At 63.6% G+C, this 17,105-nt stretch carries 13 protein-coding genes; 9 read left to right on the top strand and 4 right to left on the bottom strand.

Annotated features, from left to right (window positions below):
- Positions 1 to 81 precede the first annotated feature (81 nt).
- Both BMX61_RS18395 and BMX61_RS18390 read right to left on the bottom strand, forming a co-directional pair.
- Positions 82 to 1,764: an adenylate/guanylate cyclase domain-containing protein gene (locus tag BMX61_RS18395; RefSeq protein ID WP_075625628.1), complete on the bottom strand. Its 1,683-nt coding sequence runs from the start codon at positions 1,762 to 1,764 to the stop codon at positions 82 to 84.
- A 201-nt stretch (positions 1,765 to 1,965) separates the two neighbouring features.
- On the bottom strand, positions 1,966 to 2,946 hold the full coding sequence (locus BMX61_RS18390) for a LysR family transcriptional regulator (RefSeq protein WP_075625627.1): 981 nt from the start codon (positions 2,944 to 2,946) through the stop codon (positions 1,966 to 1,968).
- 136 nt (positions 2,947 to 3,082) lie between these two features.
- On the opposite strand from BMX61_RS18390, the gene BMX61_RS18385 reads away from it, so the two are divergent.
- Entirely contained in the window at positions 3,083 to 4,105 is a 1,023-nt protein-coding gene (locus BMX61_RS18385; RefSeq protein WP_075625626.1) for a zinc-dependent alcohol dehydrogenase family protein, read from the top strand.
- Between the two features lie 45 nt (positions 4,106 to 4,150).
- On the opposite strand, the gene preA is transcribed toward BMX61_RS18385, so the two are convergent.
- Both preA and BMX61_RS18375 read right to left on the bottom strand, forming a co-directional pair.
- On the bottom strand, positions 4,151 to 5,464 hold the full coding sequence (preA, locus tag BMX61_RS18380) for an NAD-dependent dihydropyrimidine dehydrogenase subunit PreA (RefSeq protein ID WP_075625625.1): 1,314 nt from the start codon (positions 5,462 to 5,464) through the stop codon (positions 4,151 to 4,153).
- 13 nt (positions 5,465 to 5,477) lie between these two features.
- Entirely contained in the window at positions 5,478 to 6,845 is a 1,368-nt protein-coding gene (locus BMX61_RS18375; RefSeq protein WP_075625624.1) for an NAD(P)-dependent oxidoreductase, read from the bottom strand.
- A gap of 243 nt (positions 6,846 to 7,088) precedes the next feature.
- Between BMX61_RS18375 and BMX61_RS18370 the strand changes: the two genes are divergently transcribed.
- From BMX61_RS18370 to BMX61_RS18335, 8 genes are all read left to right on the top strand, one after another.
- Complete coding sequence (locus BMX61_RS18370) at positions 7,089 to 8,039, top strand: sugar-binding transcriptional regulator (RefSeq protein WP_075625623.1); 951 nt, start codon at positions 7,089 to 7,091, stop codon at positions 8,037 to 8,039.
- Between the two features lie 282 nt (positions 8,040 to 8,321).
- A complete protein-coding gene (locus BMX61_RS18365) occupies positions 8,322 to 9,632 on the top strand; it encodes an ABC transporter substrate-binding protein (RefSeq protein WP_075625622.1) in 1,311 nt (436 codons plus the stop codon).
- Positions 9,633 to 9,808: 176 nt separating this feature from the next.
- Positions 9,809 to 10,681, top strand: a complete 873-nt coding sequence (locus tag BMX61_RS18360; RefSeq protein WP_075625621.1) for a carbohydrate ABC transporter permease — start codon at positions 9,809 to 9,811, stop codon at positions 10,679 to 10,681.
- A 12-nt stretch (positions 10,682 to 10,693) separates the two neighbouring features.
- Positions 10,694 to 11,518 (top strand): carbohydrate ABC transporter permease, encoded by an 825-nt coding sequence (locus BMX61_RS18355; protein WP_075625620.1) that lies wholly within the window; start codon positions 10,694 to 10,696, stop codon positions 11,516 to 11,518.
- A 16-nt stretch (positions 11,519 to 11,534) separates the two neighbouring features.
- Positions 11,535 to 12,536, top strand: a complete 1,002-nt coding sequence (locus BMX61_RS18350; RefSeq protein WP_075625619.1) for an ABC transporter ATP-binding protein — start codon at positions 11,535 to 11,537, stop codon at positions 12,534 to 12,536.
- 343 nt (positions 12,537 to 12,879) lie between these two features.
- On the top strand, positions 12,880 to 14,370 hold the full coding sequence (locus tag BMX61_RS18345; protein WP_075625618.1) for a mannitol dehydrogenase family protein: 1,491 nt from the start codon (positions 12,880 to 12,882) through the stop codon (positions 14,368 to 14,370).
- Positions 14,371 to 14,451: 81 nt separating this feature from the next.
- Positions 14,452 to 15,165: an HAD family hydrolase gene (locus tag BMX61_RS18340; RefSeq protein ID WP_075625617.1), complete on the top strand. Its 714-nt coding sequence runs from the start codon at positions 14,452 to 14,454 to the stop codon at positions 15,163 to 15,165.
- Between the two features lie 151 nt (positions 15,166 to 15,316).
- Positions 15,317 to 16,900: an FGGY-family carbohydrate kinase gene (locus BMX61_RS18335; RefSeq protein ID WP_075625616.1), complete on the top strand. Its 1,584-nt coding sequence runs from the start codon at positions 15,317 to 15,319 to the stop codon at positions 16,898 to 16,900.
- Positions 16,901 to 17,105 lie beyond the last annotated feature (205 nt).

Below are 17,105 nucleotides of genomic sequence, written 5' to 3'. Positions count from 1 at the left end.
ATGGCATGCCGTAAGGTCTTGGCTGAACAGCATGTCCTTGTCTCACGGCCGCCAAACGGATCCGCGCGGCATGCTGTGATGTCACGGCCTTTCGACTGCCATCTCGCCTGGCTTGCGCACCTCGTCGACCATCACGGCAAGGCTGCGGGCATCCTGGATGATCAGGGTTTCCAGCGTGCCGCTGCGCCCGCGAATGGTGATGGGGAAGGTCGGCTGGTCGTCAAGCGCCACGCCGGCATGACGCATGAGATCGGCGGAGACGGCGAGTTCGGCATCATATTCCTTGGCAAAGCCTTCGAGCCGGCTGGCGGCATTCACCGTGTCGCCCACGGCGGTGAGCGAGGCTGCCTGCCCATAGCCGATCCGGCCGATGATGGCTGGTCCCGCATGCATGCCCATGGCCACGCGGAAAGGCCGGTTCAGCTCGCTCTCGAAACGGTGGTTGAGCAGGCGGATGCCGTAGGAAATTTCGGAGGCCGCGGTCAGCGCCTGAAGGCTGGCCTCGCCGATCCGGCTTTGCAGGCCGAACATGGCGAAGACGCCATCGCCGATGAACTTGTTGATGACCCCGCCGGAATTTTCCACGGCCTCGCCGACCATTTCGAAATAGCGGTTGAGCAGGAACACCGTGTCGAAGGGCAGATGCTGCTGGCTCATGCGGGTAAAATCACGCAGATCGCAAAAAAGCACGGCGATACGCCGTTCGCGCCCGCCCGTTTCCTCCTCCGCCGTTTGAACCTTCAGCCCGATATTTTCCGCGCCCAGCACGGGGGCAATGGCGATATCGGCTTGTGGCCTCAGTTGACAGGCAAGGCGCACATTGTCGGGCGCCTGGATGCGCTCCAGCGTTGCCCGCTCGCCGTCGCTTACAGGCGGCAGCCGGTCGAGCCCCTCGGTCACGCGCACCCTGCAGGTGGAGCAGCGCCCGCGCCCGCCACAGATCGCCACATGGGCGATGCCGGCGGCGCGGCTCGCCTCCAGCACGCTGAAGCCCCTGTTGACCGAGAGAACGCGTCCATCGGGATAGCGGATGCGCACCTTGCCGCGCATGGGAATGATGCGCGCGACGAGCACGCCGACGATCGACAGGGAGAGCGCGGCGAAGATGGCAATGCGGATCTGGTCGAGCATCGCCGGATCGGTGCGCCCCTTCATGAACCAGCTTTCCGACGGCAGGGCGGCGCCAAGCGAACGTCCGCCTGCGGCGAAGCCGAGCAGGGACAGGAGCGGCAGCATCAGGGCCAGCGTGTAGAGAAGCAGCGCCATGCGCGGATACCAGGCGCGCGGGCGCATCCAGAACCAGATGCCCAAGCAACCATGCGCCCAGGCGACGAGCAGCGCCGCGGATTGGCTGATCCGATCGATCGGGCGGCCCCAAAGGCGCGGCAGCAGGTCGTAATAGCCGGCGGAATAGCCTGACAGCGCCCAGTCGATCCGCGTGGCGGTGACATGGCCGACGAGCAGGAAGGGCAGGGCCAGACCGAAACCGATCTTCAACCGCTCTTTCCAGGGCATGCGCAGGGTCTGGCGGCGATAGAGCGATTCCAGCGCCAGGACGAAATGCACGGCCAGCGAGCCGTAGAGCGCCAGCGTGCCGAGCGGATGGCGCCAGAACAGATTGAAGACCAACCGTCCGCGCTCCATCGTCGGCACGGAGATCAGTCCCAATGCGTGATTGGCGAAATGGGTCAACAGGAAGAGGCCGAGGATCAGGCCGGAAATCAGATGAAGCCGCTTGCGCACCCTCGATGGGTCGAGTCTCACGCAGAGCCCTCCTGAAGATCAGTTCCCGCGCTGCAAGCCGCCTGCAAGCGCCTCGCAGCATCCTGCGCCTGAAAACGCGCATCCGATGCCGCTGCATGTTCGCCTCTCAGCCAGACAGGGCCATCGGGTGCCCTGCATCAGCCGTCAGAGGGGTTGCGTCGGTTTTCATGCGACCCGCTCTATATCGGTGGCTTTGATGATTTAAGCAACTGCCGCTTGGGTGACGGATCGTTCACGCGAAGGTGCTTGCCCAGCCGGTTCGCGGCAGTCCGGATCGAGCAGCACGCCCATTCTGTCCGGCAGATCTGCCGCCAATCGGTCGATCGCGATCCTGAGCTTAGGCAGCATCACCGGCGTCTTCAGCCAGACCGCATGGCTGCTGAAATGAATGCTCGGCACGTGTGTCAGAACCTGTACCAGCCGTCCATCCCGCACCGCGTCGCGCACCATCCAGCAGGGTAGCCAGGCAAGGCCGAGGCCGGCGCAGGCGGCATCGAGCAGCGCCTGGAGATCGTCCACCCGCAGCCGAGCCTTGGGGATCACCGCACGCATCGGCTCTTCGGCGGTCGGAAAGATCCAGCTACGCACCTGGTCGCGCCGGGCATAGAGCAAGCCGTCATGCGCGCCCAGATCCTCCAGTTGCTCCGGCGTGCCATGCCGGGCGAGATAGGACGGGGCGGCGCAGACGGTCATGCGCTGGAAGGCGATGCGCCGCGCCATCAGGTCCGGCTCATCCTTCAGCAGGCCATTGCGGATGCAGAGATCGAAACCTTCCTCGACCATGTCGACCACCCGATCGCTGAAGGAGAGATCCAGTTCCAGCCCCGGATGATCACGCATCAGGCAGACGAGAATCGGCGCGACACAGGTTCGGCCGAAGACGACAGGCATGGACACGCGCAACCGCCCGCGCACCTCCCGCCGCCCGCTCTCGATCAGCGCCTCGCCGGCGCGGATTTCCTCCACCGCGCGCAGGCAGCGCTCGTAGAAGAAGCGGCCTTCCTCCGTCAGGCTCTGGCGCCGCGTCGTGCGATGGAAAAGCCGCGCGCCAAGCCGTCCTTCCATCCGGCCGATGGCTTTGGCCACGGCCGAGCGGGTCAGATTGAGCCGCGCGGCCGCCAGCGAAAAGCTGCCCGCCTCGGCGGCTTCCACAAAGACCGGCACATCGCGAAGCTGTTCCATCGGTTCCTCCAGGGCGACAATATCGAGAAGAACTATCGCAAATGCCGATGAAGGTTCAACGGTAATGTGCGCCCGCATCCCATGGCCATGTCGATGTGACGCGCATGGCCGCATCATCACAGAAGCGAGGACGATCATGACGACCCCATCCACTTCGCGCCGCTGGGCCCTGAACGCGCTTGGGCTGGAGAACCTGACTTTGGCGGAGGCGCCGATCCGCGCACCCGAAGGCAATACGCTTCTCGTGCGCGTCGAAGCGGTGTCGCTGAATTATCGCGACAAGCTGATGATCGAGAACGGCATGGGATCGCCCCTGTCCTTTCCCTTCATTCCAGCTTCCGACATGGCGGGGACGGTGATCGCGGCCGGGCCGCAAGCCAAGCGCTTCAAACCCGGTGACCACGTGATCTCGACCTTCTCGCCAGATCGGATCGAGGGTCTGGCCAAGGGCAATGCCCGCACGCCACCCTATCAGGCGCTGGGTGGCGCCCATCCCGGCGTGCTGGCCGAGCACGTCACCTTTTCCGAAGAGTGGTTCGTTGCCGCACCCTCAACGTTCGACGCGGCCGAGGCCAGCACCTTGCCCTGTGCGGGCCTGACCGCCTGGTCGGCGCTGATCGAGCTTGGCCGGATCAAGGCCGGCGACCGCGTGCTGATCAAGGGCACGGGCGGCGTGGCGCTGTTCGGCCTTCAGCTTGCCAAGGCCCATGGCGCGGAAGTCTTCATCACGACATCGAGCCCCGAAAAGGGAGAACGCGCCCGCATGCTCGGCGCCGACCATATCCTGCCGCGTGAAGGCTGGGTTGAGCCGCTGTTGCAGGCGTCAGGCGACCACGGTGCCGATCATGTGCTCGAACTCGTTGGCGGCCCAACGCTCGGCCAATCGCTTGCAGCCCTGGCGCTGGGCGGGCGCATTTCGGTGATCGGCGTGCTCGAAGGCTTCGATGTCTCAGGCTCCGCCGGGCCGCTGTTGCTGAAACAGGCCACGATCCAGGGCATTTCCGTCGGCCATCGCCGGGGCCTGGAGGACCTAGTTCATGCCGTGGATCATCTCGGCCTGAAGCCGGTAATCGATGCGCGCTACCCCTTCGAAGCCGCTCACGAGGCCTTTGCGCATCTTGAGCGCGGGCCATTTGGCAAGGTCGTGATTACTATGTGATGGCGAAACCCGAGCCTTTCCAGAAGCAAGGCCCGGGTCGCTTGTTTACTCCGCCGCCTGCCGTGCCATCGGATTGTTCGGATGGGTGGTCCAGTTGGCGTAAATGGGCTCGACGATCTTGCCGGTGCGCTCGTCCAGCGTGCCGGGGTCAAGCGACACCATGGAGATACAATTGTCGACCGGGCAGACGTTGACGCAGAGATTACAGCCGACGCACTCGTCTTCCATCACCTCGAAATGCCTGATGCCATCGACCATGGAGGTGATCGCCTGGTGCGACGTATCCTCGCAGGCGATGTGGCAGCGGCCGCACTGGATGCAGAGATCCTGGTCGATGCGCGCCTTGGCGATATAATTGAGGTTGAGATATTGCCAGTCGGTGACATTGGGCACCGCGCGGCCGGTAATGTCGTCCAGCGTGCGGTGGCCCTTCTCGTCCATCCAGTCCGAAAGTCCGGTGATCATTTCCTGAACGATCTTGAACCCATAGGTCATGGCGGCGGTGCAGACCTGGACATTGCCGGCGCCGAGCACCAGGAATTCGGCGGCGTCGCGCCAGGTCGTCACGCCGCCGATGCCTGAAATCGGCAGGCCGTAGGTTTCCGGATCGCGGGCGATCTCGGCCACCATGTTGAGCGCGATCGGCTTGACCGCCGGGCCGCAATAGCCGCCATGGGTGCCCTTGCCGCCGACGGTGGGGTTGGGGGCGAAATTGTCGAGATCGACCGAGACGATCGAATTGATCGTATTGATCAGCGAGACGGCATCCGTGCCGCCGCGCTTGGCCGCGCGGGCCGGATTGCGGATGTCGGTGATGTTGGGCGTCAGCTTGGTGATGACGGGCATGCGCGTATATTGCTTGCACCAGCGCACGACCATTTCGATATATTCCGGCACTTGGCCGACGGCCGCGCCCATGCCGCGCTCGCTCATCCCGTGCGGACAGCCGAAGTTAAGCTCGATGCCATCGGCGCCGGTCTCTTCCACCAGCGGTAGGATCGCCTTCCAGCTTTCCTCGACGCAGGGCACCATGATCGAGGCGATCAGGGCGCGATCCGGCCAGTTCATCTTCACCTGCTTCATTTCGCGCAGGTTGGTCTGCAGGTCGCGGTCGGTGATCAGCTCGATATTGTTGAGGCCGAGCAGGCGGCGGTCGGCGCCCCAGATCGCGCCATAGCGCGGGCCGTTGACATTGACGACGGGCGGGCCTTCCTCGCCCAGCGTCTTCCAGACGACGCCGCCCCAGCCGGCCTTGAAGGCGCGCTCGACATTATAGGCCTTGTCGGTCGGCGGCGCGGAGGCGAGCCAGAAGGGGTTGGGCGATTTGATGCCGACGAAATCATTGCGGATGTCTGCCATGGTCTTCTCCCCCTCAGGCAACGGCGACGATGGCGGGCGATGCCACGGCCATCAGGGTGCGGTGAATGGATTCGGCGGCATCGCGCCCCTGTGCGACGGCGGAAACGGTCAGGTCCTCCCCGTCGAGTATGCAGTCCCCGCCGGCCCAGACACCGTCGAGCGAGGTACGCCCCTCGGCATCGGTGAGAATGCGTCCGCGCTCAAGCCCGATGACTTCAAGGCCCATCGGCTCGAAGGTCTGGCCGATGGCTTTCAGCACCTGATCGGCGGCGATCACCGTCGTTTCGCCCGTCGTCGTCAGGCGGCCATCGACGAGCTGGGTATAGGCAAGCTCGATGCCGGTCACGGTCCCTTGCGCGCCGGTGACGATGCGCAAGGGTTGCAGCCAGTGGCGGATGGTCACGCCCTTGGCGGCGGCCAGATCCTGCTCGAATTCCGAGGCATTCATGTTTTCCTTGCCGCGGCGATAACAGATCGTCACCTCTTCGGCGCCGAGCAGCCGCGCCTGCACGGCGGCATCCACCGCCGTCATGCCGCCGCCGATGACGACGATGCGCCGGCCGACGCCGATATCGGTCTTGGTCGGCGACTGGCGCAGCCGGGCGATGAAGTCCACCGCATCCTCGACGCCTTCGGCCGCTTCGCCCTCGGTCATCAGCGCGTTGACGCCGGCCAGGCCCATGCCCAGGAAGACGGCATCATGGCGGGCGGTCAGATCGGTCAGCGTAAAGTCGCGGCCGAGCATTTGTCCATTGCGTATGTCAATGCCGCCGATGGCGGTGACATAATCGACCTCACGACTGGCGAAATCATCGACGGCCTTGTAGGCGGCGATGCCATATTCGTTGAGGCCGCCGGCCTTCTCGCGCGCGTCATAGAGGGTGACGGCGTGGCCTTTCATGGCGAGGCGATGGGCGCAGGCAAGGCCCGCAGGGCCGGCGCCGACTACGCCGATCGACTTGCCCGATGGCGCTGCCCGGCGATAGAACTGCTTGTTCTCGCGCATGGCCGCATCGGTGGCGAAACGCTGCAGGCGGCCGATTTCGACGGGCCGCTCCTCGGCCGTGTTGCGCACACAGGCCTCCTCGCAGAGCGTTTCGGTGGGACAGACGCGCGCGCACATGCCGCCGAGAATATTCTGGTCGAAAATCGTCTTGGCCGCGCCCAGCGCATTCCCTGTCGAGATCTGCCGGATGAACAGGGGAATGTCGATGGAGGTGGGACAGGCCGTCATGCACGGCGCGTCATAACAGAAGTAGCAGCGATCCGACTCCACCAGCGCCTCGTGGCGGGTAAGCGGGGCATGCAGATCGGCAAAATTGGCTTCGACTTCGGCCGGCGGCAAGCGCCCGGCCACGATCCCAGTGTCTGTGGTTCCCATTGGTCTTCTCCGTGACGGGTCTGTCCCGGCGCTGGCGGCCCCTCGTTTTTGCCGGTTCTGTCGCCGCGCCTGAAGCACGAACGGTAACACGGCCGGTTTTTTTATCAATCGGTAAATTTTTTGCTCTGCAACAGCCGTGTTCCGGACATGAGTCTAACAACCACAGATGGCGATGAGCCATGGGTCGATTGACAGATCAGGCGAAGAGTGCCAGCAGAGACGGCGGAGAGAACAGGGCAGATCATGGCACGCAAACCCGACAGCGCCGCCCGGCTCGATGACGCTGCCCGCGCGGGCTGGCTCTATTATGTCGCCGGCCGCACGCAGGATGAAATCGCCGCGGCCATGGGCATTTCCCGCCAGTCTGCGCAGCGGCTCGTCTCGCTGGCCATGGCGGAGCGGCTGGTCAAGGTGCGTCTCGACCACCCCATCGGCGCCTGCCTGGAGCTGAGCGCCGCGCTGAAGGACAAGTTTTCCTTGCGCCATGTCGAGGTGGTGCCCACCGATCCCGGTTCGCCGTCGTCGACCGTCGGCATTGCCGAAGCCGGTGCGGCCGAGATCGAACGATGGCTGAAACTGCCTGATCCCACGGTTCTGGCCGTTGGCACCGGCCGCACGCTGAAGGCCGCCATCGATCAGCTCTCGCCGATGGACTGTCCGCAACACCGGATTGTCTCTCTGACCGGCAATATCGGGCGGGACGGATCGGTCGCCTATTACAACGTGATCTTTTCCATGGCTGAGGCCGTCAAGGCGCGCCACTTCACCATGCCGCTGCCGGTGCTCGTTTCGTCCATGGAAGAGCGTGACGTTTTGCACAATCAGGCGTTGGTGCGTTCCGCGCTGGAGCTCGGCGCCACGGCCGACGTCGCCTTTGTCGGCGTTGGCGAACTCGGTGTCGATGGTCCGCTCTGCCAGGACGGCTTTCTCGATCCGGCGGAGATGGGCCGACTCGTGGAGGCGGGCGCGGCAGGCGAAATCTGTGGCTGGATGTACGATCGCGACGGGCAATTGATGCCGGGAATCCGCGATCGCGTGGCCAGCGTGCCGCTGCCCGACACGCAGCGCTGCACCGTGATCGGCATGGCGAAGGGCCCTCGCAAGCTGCCCGCACTCGCCGCCGCCCTGCGCGGTCGCGTGCTCAACGGGCTGATTACCGACGAGGCCACGGCCGAAGCGCTGCTTAAGGTCTGATCTTTCTCTTCTTCTTGTTTTTCTTGCACCTTTCCTCGTGGAGAGGGCGCACCCCTATGTCGTTTTCAAAGCCAGGCCGCGCGGAGGAGGATGGGAATAGTCATGATTCCCTTTCTGGCTTGTTTTTGTCGCGCGGTATGATATAAATTTACGCACGTAAAGTATTAGAGCGGACGTTTTTACGCGGTGCAGCGACGATTACGAATTGACAACAATCGGCGCTTGGTGAGTAAATGCCCATCGGTGAGGCAAATGCTCACTTTTCTTCTGGGAGGAAGATTCATGAATTTGAAAGCGATCCTGCTGGGCGCCTGCTCGGCAGCCGTTCTTGCCGGCATGGCCCATGCCGAAACGCTCACCATCGCCACCGTCAACAATGGCGACATGGTGCGTATGCAGAAATTGACCGATGACTTCACCAAAGCCAATCCGGACATCCAGCTGCAATGGGTGACGCTGGAAGAAAACGTTCTGCGTGAACGCGTCACCACCGACGTGGCCACCAAGGGCGGCCAGTACGACATCATGACGATCGGCACCTATGAAGTTCCGATCTGGGCCAAGCAGGGCTGGCTACTGCCGCTCGACAATCTTGGTGCCGATTACGATGTCGACGATCTCCTGCCGGCCATCCGCTCGGGCCTGACCATGGACGGCAAGCTCTATGCCGCGCCTTTCTATGGCGAGAGCTCCATGGTGATGTACCGCAAGGACCTGATGGAAAAGGCCGGGCTGAAAATGCCCGACGCGCCGACCTGGGACTTCATCGCCGATGCCGCCCGCAAGATGACCGACCGGTCGGCCGGCATCAACGGCATCTGCCTGCGCGGCAAGGCGGGCTGGGGCGAAAACATCGCTTTCCTGACGGCCACCTCCAACGCCTTCGGCGCCCGCTGGTTCGATGAGAACTGGAAGCCGCAGTTCGACCAGCCGGAATGGAAGAAGACGCTCGACTTCTACGTTCAGCTGATGAAGGACGCCGGCCCTCCGGGCGCATCGTCCAACGGCTTCAACGAGAATCTGGCGCTGTTCCAGCAGGGCAAGTGCGGCATGTGGATCGACGCCACCGTCGCCGCCTCCTTCGTCACCGATCCGAAGAGCTCGACGGTCGCCGACAAGGTCGGCTTTGCGCTGGCGCCGGATACGGGCTTGGGCAAGCGCGGCAACTGGCTCTGGGCCTGGAACCTCGCCATTCCCGCCGGCACGCAGAAGGCCGCTGCCGCTGAGAAGTTCGTCTCCTGGGCAACCAGCAAGCATTATCTCGACCTCGTCGCCGAGAAGGAAGGCTGGGCCAACGTGCCTCCGGGCACGCGCACCTCGCTCTACAAGAACGAGAATTATCTGAAAGCCGCGCCTTTCGCCAAGATGACGCTCGACAGCATCAACGCGGCCGATCCGAAGAATCCGTCGGTCAAGCCCGTGCCCTATGTCGGCGTGCAGTTTGTCGCCATTCCGGAGTTCCAGGGTCTCGGCACCACGGTCGGTCAGCTGTTCTCGGCAGCGCTCGCCGGACAGATGTCGGTCGACGACGCGCTCGCCCAGGCGCAGGGCGTCGCATCCCGCGAAATGCAGCGTGGCGGGTACATGAAATAAATCGACTTGAGAGGTGGCGCATCCCGCGCCGCCTCTCTGTCCGCCTGATCGGGGGCGGCGGAGTGGGAATGCCGGATCGCCTCGACATATGAGGCGGCCCGGCTCTGCCAAAACTTCGGGCGACCGACGGCCGGTCGCTTGCAAGAAGAACAATCGCTGTCGGGAGGACATGACGTATGGCGACGGCACAGACGCGCGGGCTATCGCGCTTGATGATGGCGCCCTCGGTAGGGCTTTTGCTGATCTGGATGATCGTGCCGCTGGCGATGACGCTGTGGTTTTCGTTCCAGAACTACAATCTGTTGAACCCGGCGAATGTCGGCTTTGCCGGCCTGTTCAACTACCGCTTCTTCTACACGGATCCGGCCTTCTTCCAGTCTCTGTGGAATACGCTGGCGCTGGTCGGCGGGGTGTTGCTGATCACGGTTCTCGGCGGCATCGCCATCGCGCTCCTGATCGATCAGGAGATCTTCGGCCAGGGAATCGTGCGCATTATGATCATCTCGCCCTTCTTCGTCATGCCGCCGGTTGCGGCGCTGGTGTGGAAGAACATGATCATGCACCCGTCTTACGGCGTGCTGGCCGATATGGCGCGCGGCCTCGGGCTGCAGCCGGTCGATTGGTTCGCGCAATATCCGCTGCTCGCCATCATCATCATCGTTGCCTGGCAATGGCTGCCCTTCGCCACGCTGATCCTGCTCACCGCGCTGCAATCGCTGGATGGCGAGCAGAAGGAAGCGGCCGAGATGGATGGCGCCGGCTTCGTCAGCCGCTTCGTCTATCTGACGCTGCCGCATCTGGCCCGCGCGATCACGGTGGTGATCCTGATCCAGACGATCTTCCTGCTTGGCGTCTATGCGGAAATCCTGGTCACCACCAATGGCGGTCCGGGCTATGCCTCGACCAACCTTGCCTTCCTCATCTATCGCACGGCACTGCTCGGCTACGATGTCGGTGGTGCCTCGGCCGGCGGTATCATCGCCGTCATCCTCGCCAATATCGTCGCCTTCTTCCTGATGCGCGCCGTCGGCAAGAACCTCGACCGGTAAAGGAGAGACCTCATGGCCCGTGCCGTTTCCACCCGCCGCAAGGTCGTCTTCACGATCCTTGCCTGGAGCGTGGCGCTCCTTCTGTTCTTCCCCATTCTTTATACCGTCATCACCTCGGTGAAGACGGAAGGGGAGGCGATCTCGGGCTTCAGCCTGATCCCGTCGTTTACCTTCGAGAACTACGTCGAGGTGCAGACCCAGCGCGACTATTGGCGGCCCTTCACCAATTCGGTGGTGCTGTCGCTTCTGTCCACCTTTGTGGCACTGGTGATTGCGGTGCCGGCGGCCTGGGCCATGGCCTTCTCGCCGACGCCGCGCACCAAGGACATTTTGATGTGGATGCTCTCCACCAAGATGATGCCGGCCGTCGCCGTGCTCGTGCCGATCTACCTGCTCTTCCGTGATTGGGGCCTGCTCGACACCCGCACCGGCCTGACCTTCATGCTGACCATGATCAACCTGCCGATCGTGGTGTGGATGCTCTACACCTACTTCCGTGAAATTCCGGGCGAGATCCTGGAGGCCGCGCGGATGGACGGCGCAACGCTCTGGGGCGAAATCGCCTATGTGCTGACGCCCATGGCCATCCCCGGCATTGCCTCCACCATGCTCCTCAACATCATCCTGGCCTGGAACGAGTCCTTCTGGACCATCCGGCTGACCACCACCAATTCCGCGCCGCTCACCGCCTTCATCGCCTCCTTCTCCAGTCCGCAAGGCCTGTTCTGGGCAAAGCTTTCGGCGGCTTCCACACTGGCCATCGCGCCCATCCTGATCATGGGCTGGTTCTCGCAGAAGCAATTGGTGCGCGGGCTCACCTTCGGCGCCGTCAAGTAAGAGAAAGAACACGATTATGGGTAGGATAACGCTTTCGAAGGTGAACAAGACCTTCGGTGCCACCACCGTCATCCCCGGCATCGACCTTGAGATCGAGAACGGCGAATTCGTCGTCTTCGTCGGGCCGTCTGGCTGCGGCAAGTCCACGCTTCTGCGCCTCATCGCCGGTCTGGAGGACACCTCTTCCGGCAAGATCTCCATCGACGGGCGCGATGTAACGGGCGAGGCCCCTGCAAAGCGCGGGCTGGCAATGGTCTTCCAGTCCTATGCGCTCTATCCGCATATGAGCGTCTATAACAACATCGCCTTTCCCCTGAAGATGGCGGGGACGGACAAGGCGGTCATCGACGCAAAGGTGCGTGATGCCGCCCGCATCCTCAACCTCACCAACTATCTGGAACGCCGGCCGGGTCAGCTTTCCGGCGGCCAGCGCCAGCGTGTGGCAATCGGGCGGGCCATCGTGCGCGCGCCCTCGGCCTTCCTTTTCGACGAGCCGCTGTCGAACCTCGACGCGGCCCTGCGCGGAACCATGCGCCTGGAAATTTCCGAGCTGCACCAGAAGCTCGGCACCACCATGATCTATGTCACGCATGACCAGGTCGAGGCTATGACCATGGCCGACAAGATCGTCGTGCTGCAGGCCGGCAATATCGAGCAGGTCGGTTCGCCCATGGACCTCTACAACCGGCCAGCCAATCTCTTCGTTGCCGGCTTCATCGGCTCGCCCCGCATGAACCTGGCCACGGGTGCGGCCGCCGAGCGCTACGGCGCGCATACGGTCGGCATCCGTCCTGAGCATCTGAAACTCTCCACCGCCGAGGGCGTGTGGACCGGCACAGTCGGCGTTGCCGAGCATCTGGGTTCGGACACGTTCCTGCATGTCGACGTCAAGGACATTGGCGCCATGACGGTGCGCGCGCCAGGCGAAACGGCGCTGCGCCATGGCGACACCGTCTATCTCACCCCCGAGGAGAGCCGGCTGCATCGCTTCGACAAGAGCGGTCTGGCCGTTCGCTGAGGCTCCGGGCCGCGCTGCAGAGCTGCGGCGCCGACCCCTGCATGCCTACCGATATCTTCTCCCCGCTGGGGGAGAAGATATCAAGACAATGCCGCTTCACCCAAACTGGGTGCGCTGCGTGTGGCACAAGTCTCCTCTCCCCAACGCGGAGAGGGCAGGGTGAGGGGCCTCTGCGGTATCCTCAAGGGGATGCGGCCTGAGCCACTGCAAATGCAACCTTTTCGTGACGCTGCCGGCCGGCGCTCTGCCCGGCCGCACAGGACACCATTCCGCCGGCGACGATGCCGGCCCTGAAAACCTCGATCCCCGCGCCGAATGAGCGGCGCCATGAAAGAGATCCGCGATGACCGAAACCACCCCTCTCTCGCTCGCCACGCTCGGCGCCATTTCCGCAACGGCGACCGTGCCCGCCTATGAGCGCAGCCAGTTGACCCCCGGCATCGTCCATTTCGGCGTCGGCAATTTCCATCGCGCCCACCAGGCCGTCTATCTCGACGATCTCTTCAACCTGGGCCGCGATCATGACTGGGCGATCATCGGAGCAGGGGTGACGTCTTATGACGCGGCCATGCGCGACAAGCTGAAAACGCAGGATTACTTGACCACCGTGGTGGAGCAGGATGTCGGCCGGTCGGCTGCCCGCGTGACCGGCGCCATGATCGATGTTCTCGACCCGATGGACCGCAAGGCCTTGGTCGAAAAGCTGGCCGATCCGACGATCCGCATCGTGTCGATGACGATCACGGAAGGTGGCTACTTCATCAACCCGGCCACCGGCCTGTTCGACCCCAGCCATCCGGCAATCGCCGCCGACGCCGCGACGCCTGACGACGCCAAGACCGTTTTTGGTCTGATCCTTGCCGGGCTGAAGGCGCGTCGCGCAGCTGGCACGATCCCCTTCACGGTCATGTCCTGCGACAATATTCCCGGCAATGGCCATGTGACGCAGAATGCGGTCACCGGTCTGGCGCGCTTGTCCGATCCGGAATTTGCCGATTGGATCGAGGCGACTGTCGCCTTCCCCAATGGCATGGTCGACCGCATCACGCCGGCCACCGGCGCGCGAGAGATCGAGATCGCGGCCAAGGATTATGCGATTGCAGACCAGTGGCCGGTCTTTTGCGAAGAATTCAAGCAATGGGTCCTGGAGGATCACTTCCCCGCCGGACGTCCGGCGCTCGAAGAGGTCGGCGTGCAGTTCGTCGAGGATGTCGCGCCCTTCGAACATATGAAGATCCGCATCCTCAATGGTGGCCATGCGGCCATCGCCTATCCGGGCGAACTGCTCGACATCCACTTTGTTCACGAGGCGATGGAGGACGAGACGATCCGCGCCTTCCTCGCCAAGCTGGAGCGCACCGAAATCGTCACCTGCGTGCCAGCCGTTCCCGGCGTGGTGCTGGACGACTATATCGCCCTGATCGAGCGGCGCTTCGCCAATCCGAAGATCGGCGATACCATCGCCCGTCTCGCCCAGGACGGCTCCAACCGCCAGCCGAAATTCATCCTGCCGTCGACCGCCGACCGCCTGTCGCGCAACGAGGATGTGCAGGGCCTGGCGCTGGTCTCGGCGCTCTGGTGCCGCTACTTCCAGGGCACCTCCGACTCCGGCCGCGCCATCACCTTCAACGATGCCAATGCCGAGCGGCTGAAGGCGGCGGCTCTGAAGGCCAAGGAGAATCCTCTGGAATTTTTGGCCTTGGACGATATCTTCGGCCAGGTCGCGCAGTCGGAGATCTTCCGCAAACGCTTTACGCAAGCGCTGACCGCGCTGACCGAGACGGGCACCCGCGCCACGCTTGAGGCCTATCTCGCCGGCAAACTCGGAGACTGATGCCATGACCTGCCTTGCCACGCGTCGATCTTTTCACCCGGGCAGCTTATCCGCCCGCAAAGAAACCGCGGAGGCAAGATCATGAGCCCAGCCGAGATGCTGCCCGAACCAGAATTGGTGATTTTCGACTGCGACGGCGTGCTCGTCGATAGCGAGCCGCTCTCTGTCGATGTGCTGGTGCGCGTTTTGCGCGCCGGCGGGCTCGATATTGCCGCGGATGAGGCAATGGAACGCTTTCTCGGCCGCAGCCTGAAGACCACGACCGAAATCATCAAGGCCGAATACGGCCTCGAGGTCGACGACGCCATGCTGGAGACGATGCGCAAGGATCTCTATCAGCGGTTTCAGGACGAGCTGCAGGCGGTCGCCGGCGTCGCGGTTGCGGTGGACAAGCTGAAGGAGCTTGGTATTGCCACCTGTGTTGCCTCTTCCAGCCAGATGGAGCGCATTCGTCATTCGCTTGAGGTGACGGAGCTCCTCGGCAAGTTCGAGCCGCATATTTTCTCGGCGACCATGGTCGAGAATGGTAAGCCTGCGCCCGATCTCTTCCTGCATGCCGCCAGGGCCATGGGTGTCAGGCCTGAGGCCTGCATGGTGGTCGAGGACAGTCCGGCCGGTGTGGAGGCCGCCAAGCGCGCCGGCATGCGTGTCTTCGCCTTCACCGGCGCCTCCCATGCTCGCCATGACCGCCATATCGAGGCCCTGCGCACGCTGGAGCCCGATGGCATGTTTGACGATATGCGCGAACTCGTCCACTTTGTCCGCCGGGAGCAGAAGGTCGCGCACGCATCGTAAGCGGCCGGCCGCCGCATGACGATGTGCGGGCGGGGAGAGTGGGCAGGATGGGGAAGGATGGCATGGGGTCGAAGCGCGACGCGCATGGCTGCGAGCGTCTGGCCAATCGCCCGACTTCGATCCTGTGCCGATGCTTCGGGCTGAGCGCCACATGAATGATCGTTTGGTGATGGCTGTGGATGTCGGCACCGGCAGCGCCCGTGCCGGCCTGTTCGATCTCGGCGGATCCCTGCTCGCCCGCGCCGAAGCTCCGATCCTGATGAACCGGCCGGATGCCGATCATGCCGAGCATCAATCTGAGGACATCTGGAAGGCCGTGACGCTTGCTGTTCGCGCGGCGCGCGAGACGGCGGGCGTGGCGCCGGAGGCCGTTGGTGCGCTCGCCTTTGACGCCACCTGCTCCCTCGTTGTGCGTGACGGGGAGGGCGCGCCGCTTTCGGTCAATCGCGAGGGCGCGCCGGGTTGGGATACGATCGTCTGGCTGGACCACCGAGCCATGGCGGAAGCCGATGCCTGCACGGCTACTGGCCATCGCGTGCTGGACTTTTCCGGACGGGTGATGTCGCCCGAGATGGAAATGCCCAAGCTTATGTGGCTGAAGCGCCACCTGCCGGCGCAATGGGCCAAAGCCGGCCTGATCTTCGATCTCGTGGATTTTCTCTCCTGGCGCGCGACGGGGTCGAACAGCCGGTCGCGTTGCGCCTTGACGGCGAAGTGGAACTATCTGTCCCACACCGAGAATGGCTGGCAGGCCGATTTTCTGGCGATGATCGGCCTGGACGATCTCATGGCCCGCGCCGGGCTTCCTCGGGAGGTCCAGGCAGTCGGCGCGCCTATAGGTCCGCTGACGGCGGCCGCGGCCGAGGATCTGGGGCTCACCACACACTGTACCGTCGCGACCGGCCTGATCGATGCCTATGCCGGCGCGCTCGGCGTGCTGGGCCGCTATGCCGCCGAGCCGGCGAAGCTGGAACGGCGGCTGGCGATGATCGCGGGCACGTCGAGCTGCCTGGTCGCCTTTTCCCAGACGCCGAAGCCGCTCTTTGGCATGTGGGGCCCCTATTACGAGGCCGGATTTCCCGGGTGCTGGCTAATCGAAGGTGGCCAATCGGTGGGCGGTGCGCTGCTCGATCACCTCGTGCGCAGCCATTCCGTCGGCGGTGTGCCGGATGCCGAGACCCATGGCCGCGTCATCCGTCGCATTCAGGAGCTTCGCGCGAGGGAGGGCGCAAGCCTCGGTGCCCGGCTGAACATCCTGCCGGATTTCCACGGCAACCGCTCGCCGCTTGCCGATCCGCATGCGCTCGGCGTGATCAGCGGGCTCAGTCTCGACAGTTCCTTCGATGGGCTCTGCCGGCTTTACTGGCGCGCCTGCGTCGCTATCGCGCTTGGCATCCGCCACGTTCTCCAGGCCATGATCGATGGCGGTTACGAGGTCGACACGCTGCATCTGACGGGCGGCCATGTGCGCAATCCCTTGCTCACCGAGCTTTACGGAGACGTCACCGGCTGCCCGCTCATCATCCCCGAGACACCCGATGCCGTTCTCCTCGGCACGGCGATGGTGGCCGCCGTCGGTGGCGGGTTTCATGCCGATCTGGGCGCGGCCGGCCTTGCCATGGCGCCGCCCGAGCGGTTGCGTCTTCCCAATCTTGCGCTCAAGCCAGACTACGACCGCGATTTCGGAAAATTTCTGGCGATGCAGCGCCATCGCGCCGAACTGGACCGGCTTTGACGCATTTGGCTTGTCGGCTCTCCTTCGATATTACCAAATAAAATCAATGTCTTATTTTTCGCTTTCGTGAGTTTGAAGAAAAATGTGCGGGCGCGCAATTTTTTCCGAATCGTCTCGGAACCTTTGGTAAGTCCGGCCGTTTATAGGCTGTCCGGATCATGGTTCGTATCGCCCCCAATGCGAACCGCCCCCAAATGATCTTCGG

The organism is Xaviernesmea oryzae (genome assembly GCF_900109605.1).
Classification (GTDB): domain Bacteria; phylum Pseudomonadota; class Alphaproteobacteria; order Rhizobiales; family Rhizobiaceae; genus Xaviernesmea; species Xaviernesmea oryzae.
The sequence above is the reverse complement of the archived record's forward strand: the minus strand, read 5'-3'. Positions and strand labels throughout refer to the sequence as shown.

What these genes read in the sequence shown, in the direction of transcription:
- BMX61_RS18365 (WP_075625622.1), top strand. Translation starts at nt 8,322, where the DNA reads ATGAATTTGAAAGCGATCCTGCTGGGCGCCTGCTCGGCAGCCGTTCTT.
- BMX61_RS18390 (WP_075625627.1), bottom strand. Translation starts at nt 2,946, where the DNA reads ATGGAACAGCTTCGCGATGTGCCGGTCTTTGTGGAAGCCGCCGAGGCG.
- BMX61_RS18360 (WP_075625621.1), top strand. Translation starts at nt 9,809, where the DNA reads ATGGCGACGGCACAGACGCGCGGGCTATCGCGCTTGATGATGGCGCCC.
- BMX61_RS18370 (WP_075625623.1), top strand. Translation starts at nt 7,089, where the DNA reads ATGGCACGCAAACCCGACAGCGCCGCCCGGCTCGATGACGCTGCCCGC.
- BMX61_RS18355 (WP_075625620.1), top strand. Translation starts at nt 10,694, where the DNA reads ATGGCCCGTGCCGTTTCCACCCGCCGCAAGGTCGTCTTCACGATCCTT.
- BMX61_RS18375 (WP_075625624.1), bottom strand. Translation starts at nt 6,845, where the DNA reads ATGGGAACCACAGACACTGGGATCGTGGCCGGGCGCTTGCCGCCGGCC.
- BMX61_RS18340 (WP_075625617.1), top strand. Translation starts at nt 14,452, where the DNA reads ATGAGCCCAGCCGAGATGCTGCCCGAACCAGAATTGGTGATTTTCGAC.
- BMX61_RS18345 (WP_075625618.1), top strand. Translation starts at nt 12,880, where the DNA reads ATGACCGAAACCACCCCTCTCTCGCTCGCCACGCTCGGCGCCATTTCC.
- BMX61_RS18350 (WP_075625619.1), top strand. Translation starts at nt 11,535, where the DNA reads ATGGGTAGGATAACGCTTTCGAAGGTGAACAAGACCTTCGGTGCCACC.
- BMX61_RS18335 (WP_075625616.1), top strand. Translation starts at nt 15,317, where the DNA reads ATGAATGATCGTTTGGTGATGGCTGTGGATGTCGGCACCGGCAGCGCC.
- preA (WP_075625625.1), bottom strand. Translation starts at nt 5,464, where the DNA reads ATGGCAGACATCCGCAATGATTTCGTCGGCATCAAATCGCCCAACCCC.
- BMX61_RS18385 (WP_075625626.1), top strand. Translation starts at nt 3,083, where the DNA reads ATGACGACCCCATCCACTTCGCGCCGCTGGGCCCTGAACGCGCTTGGG.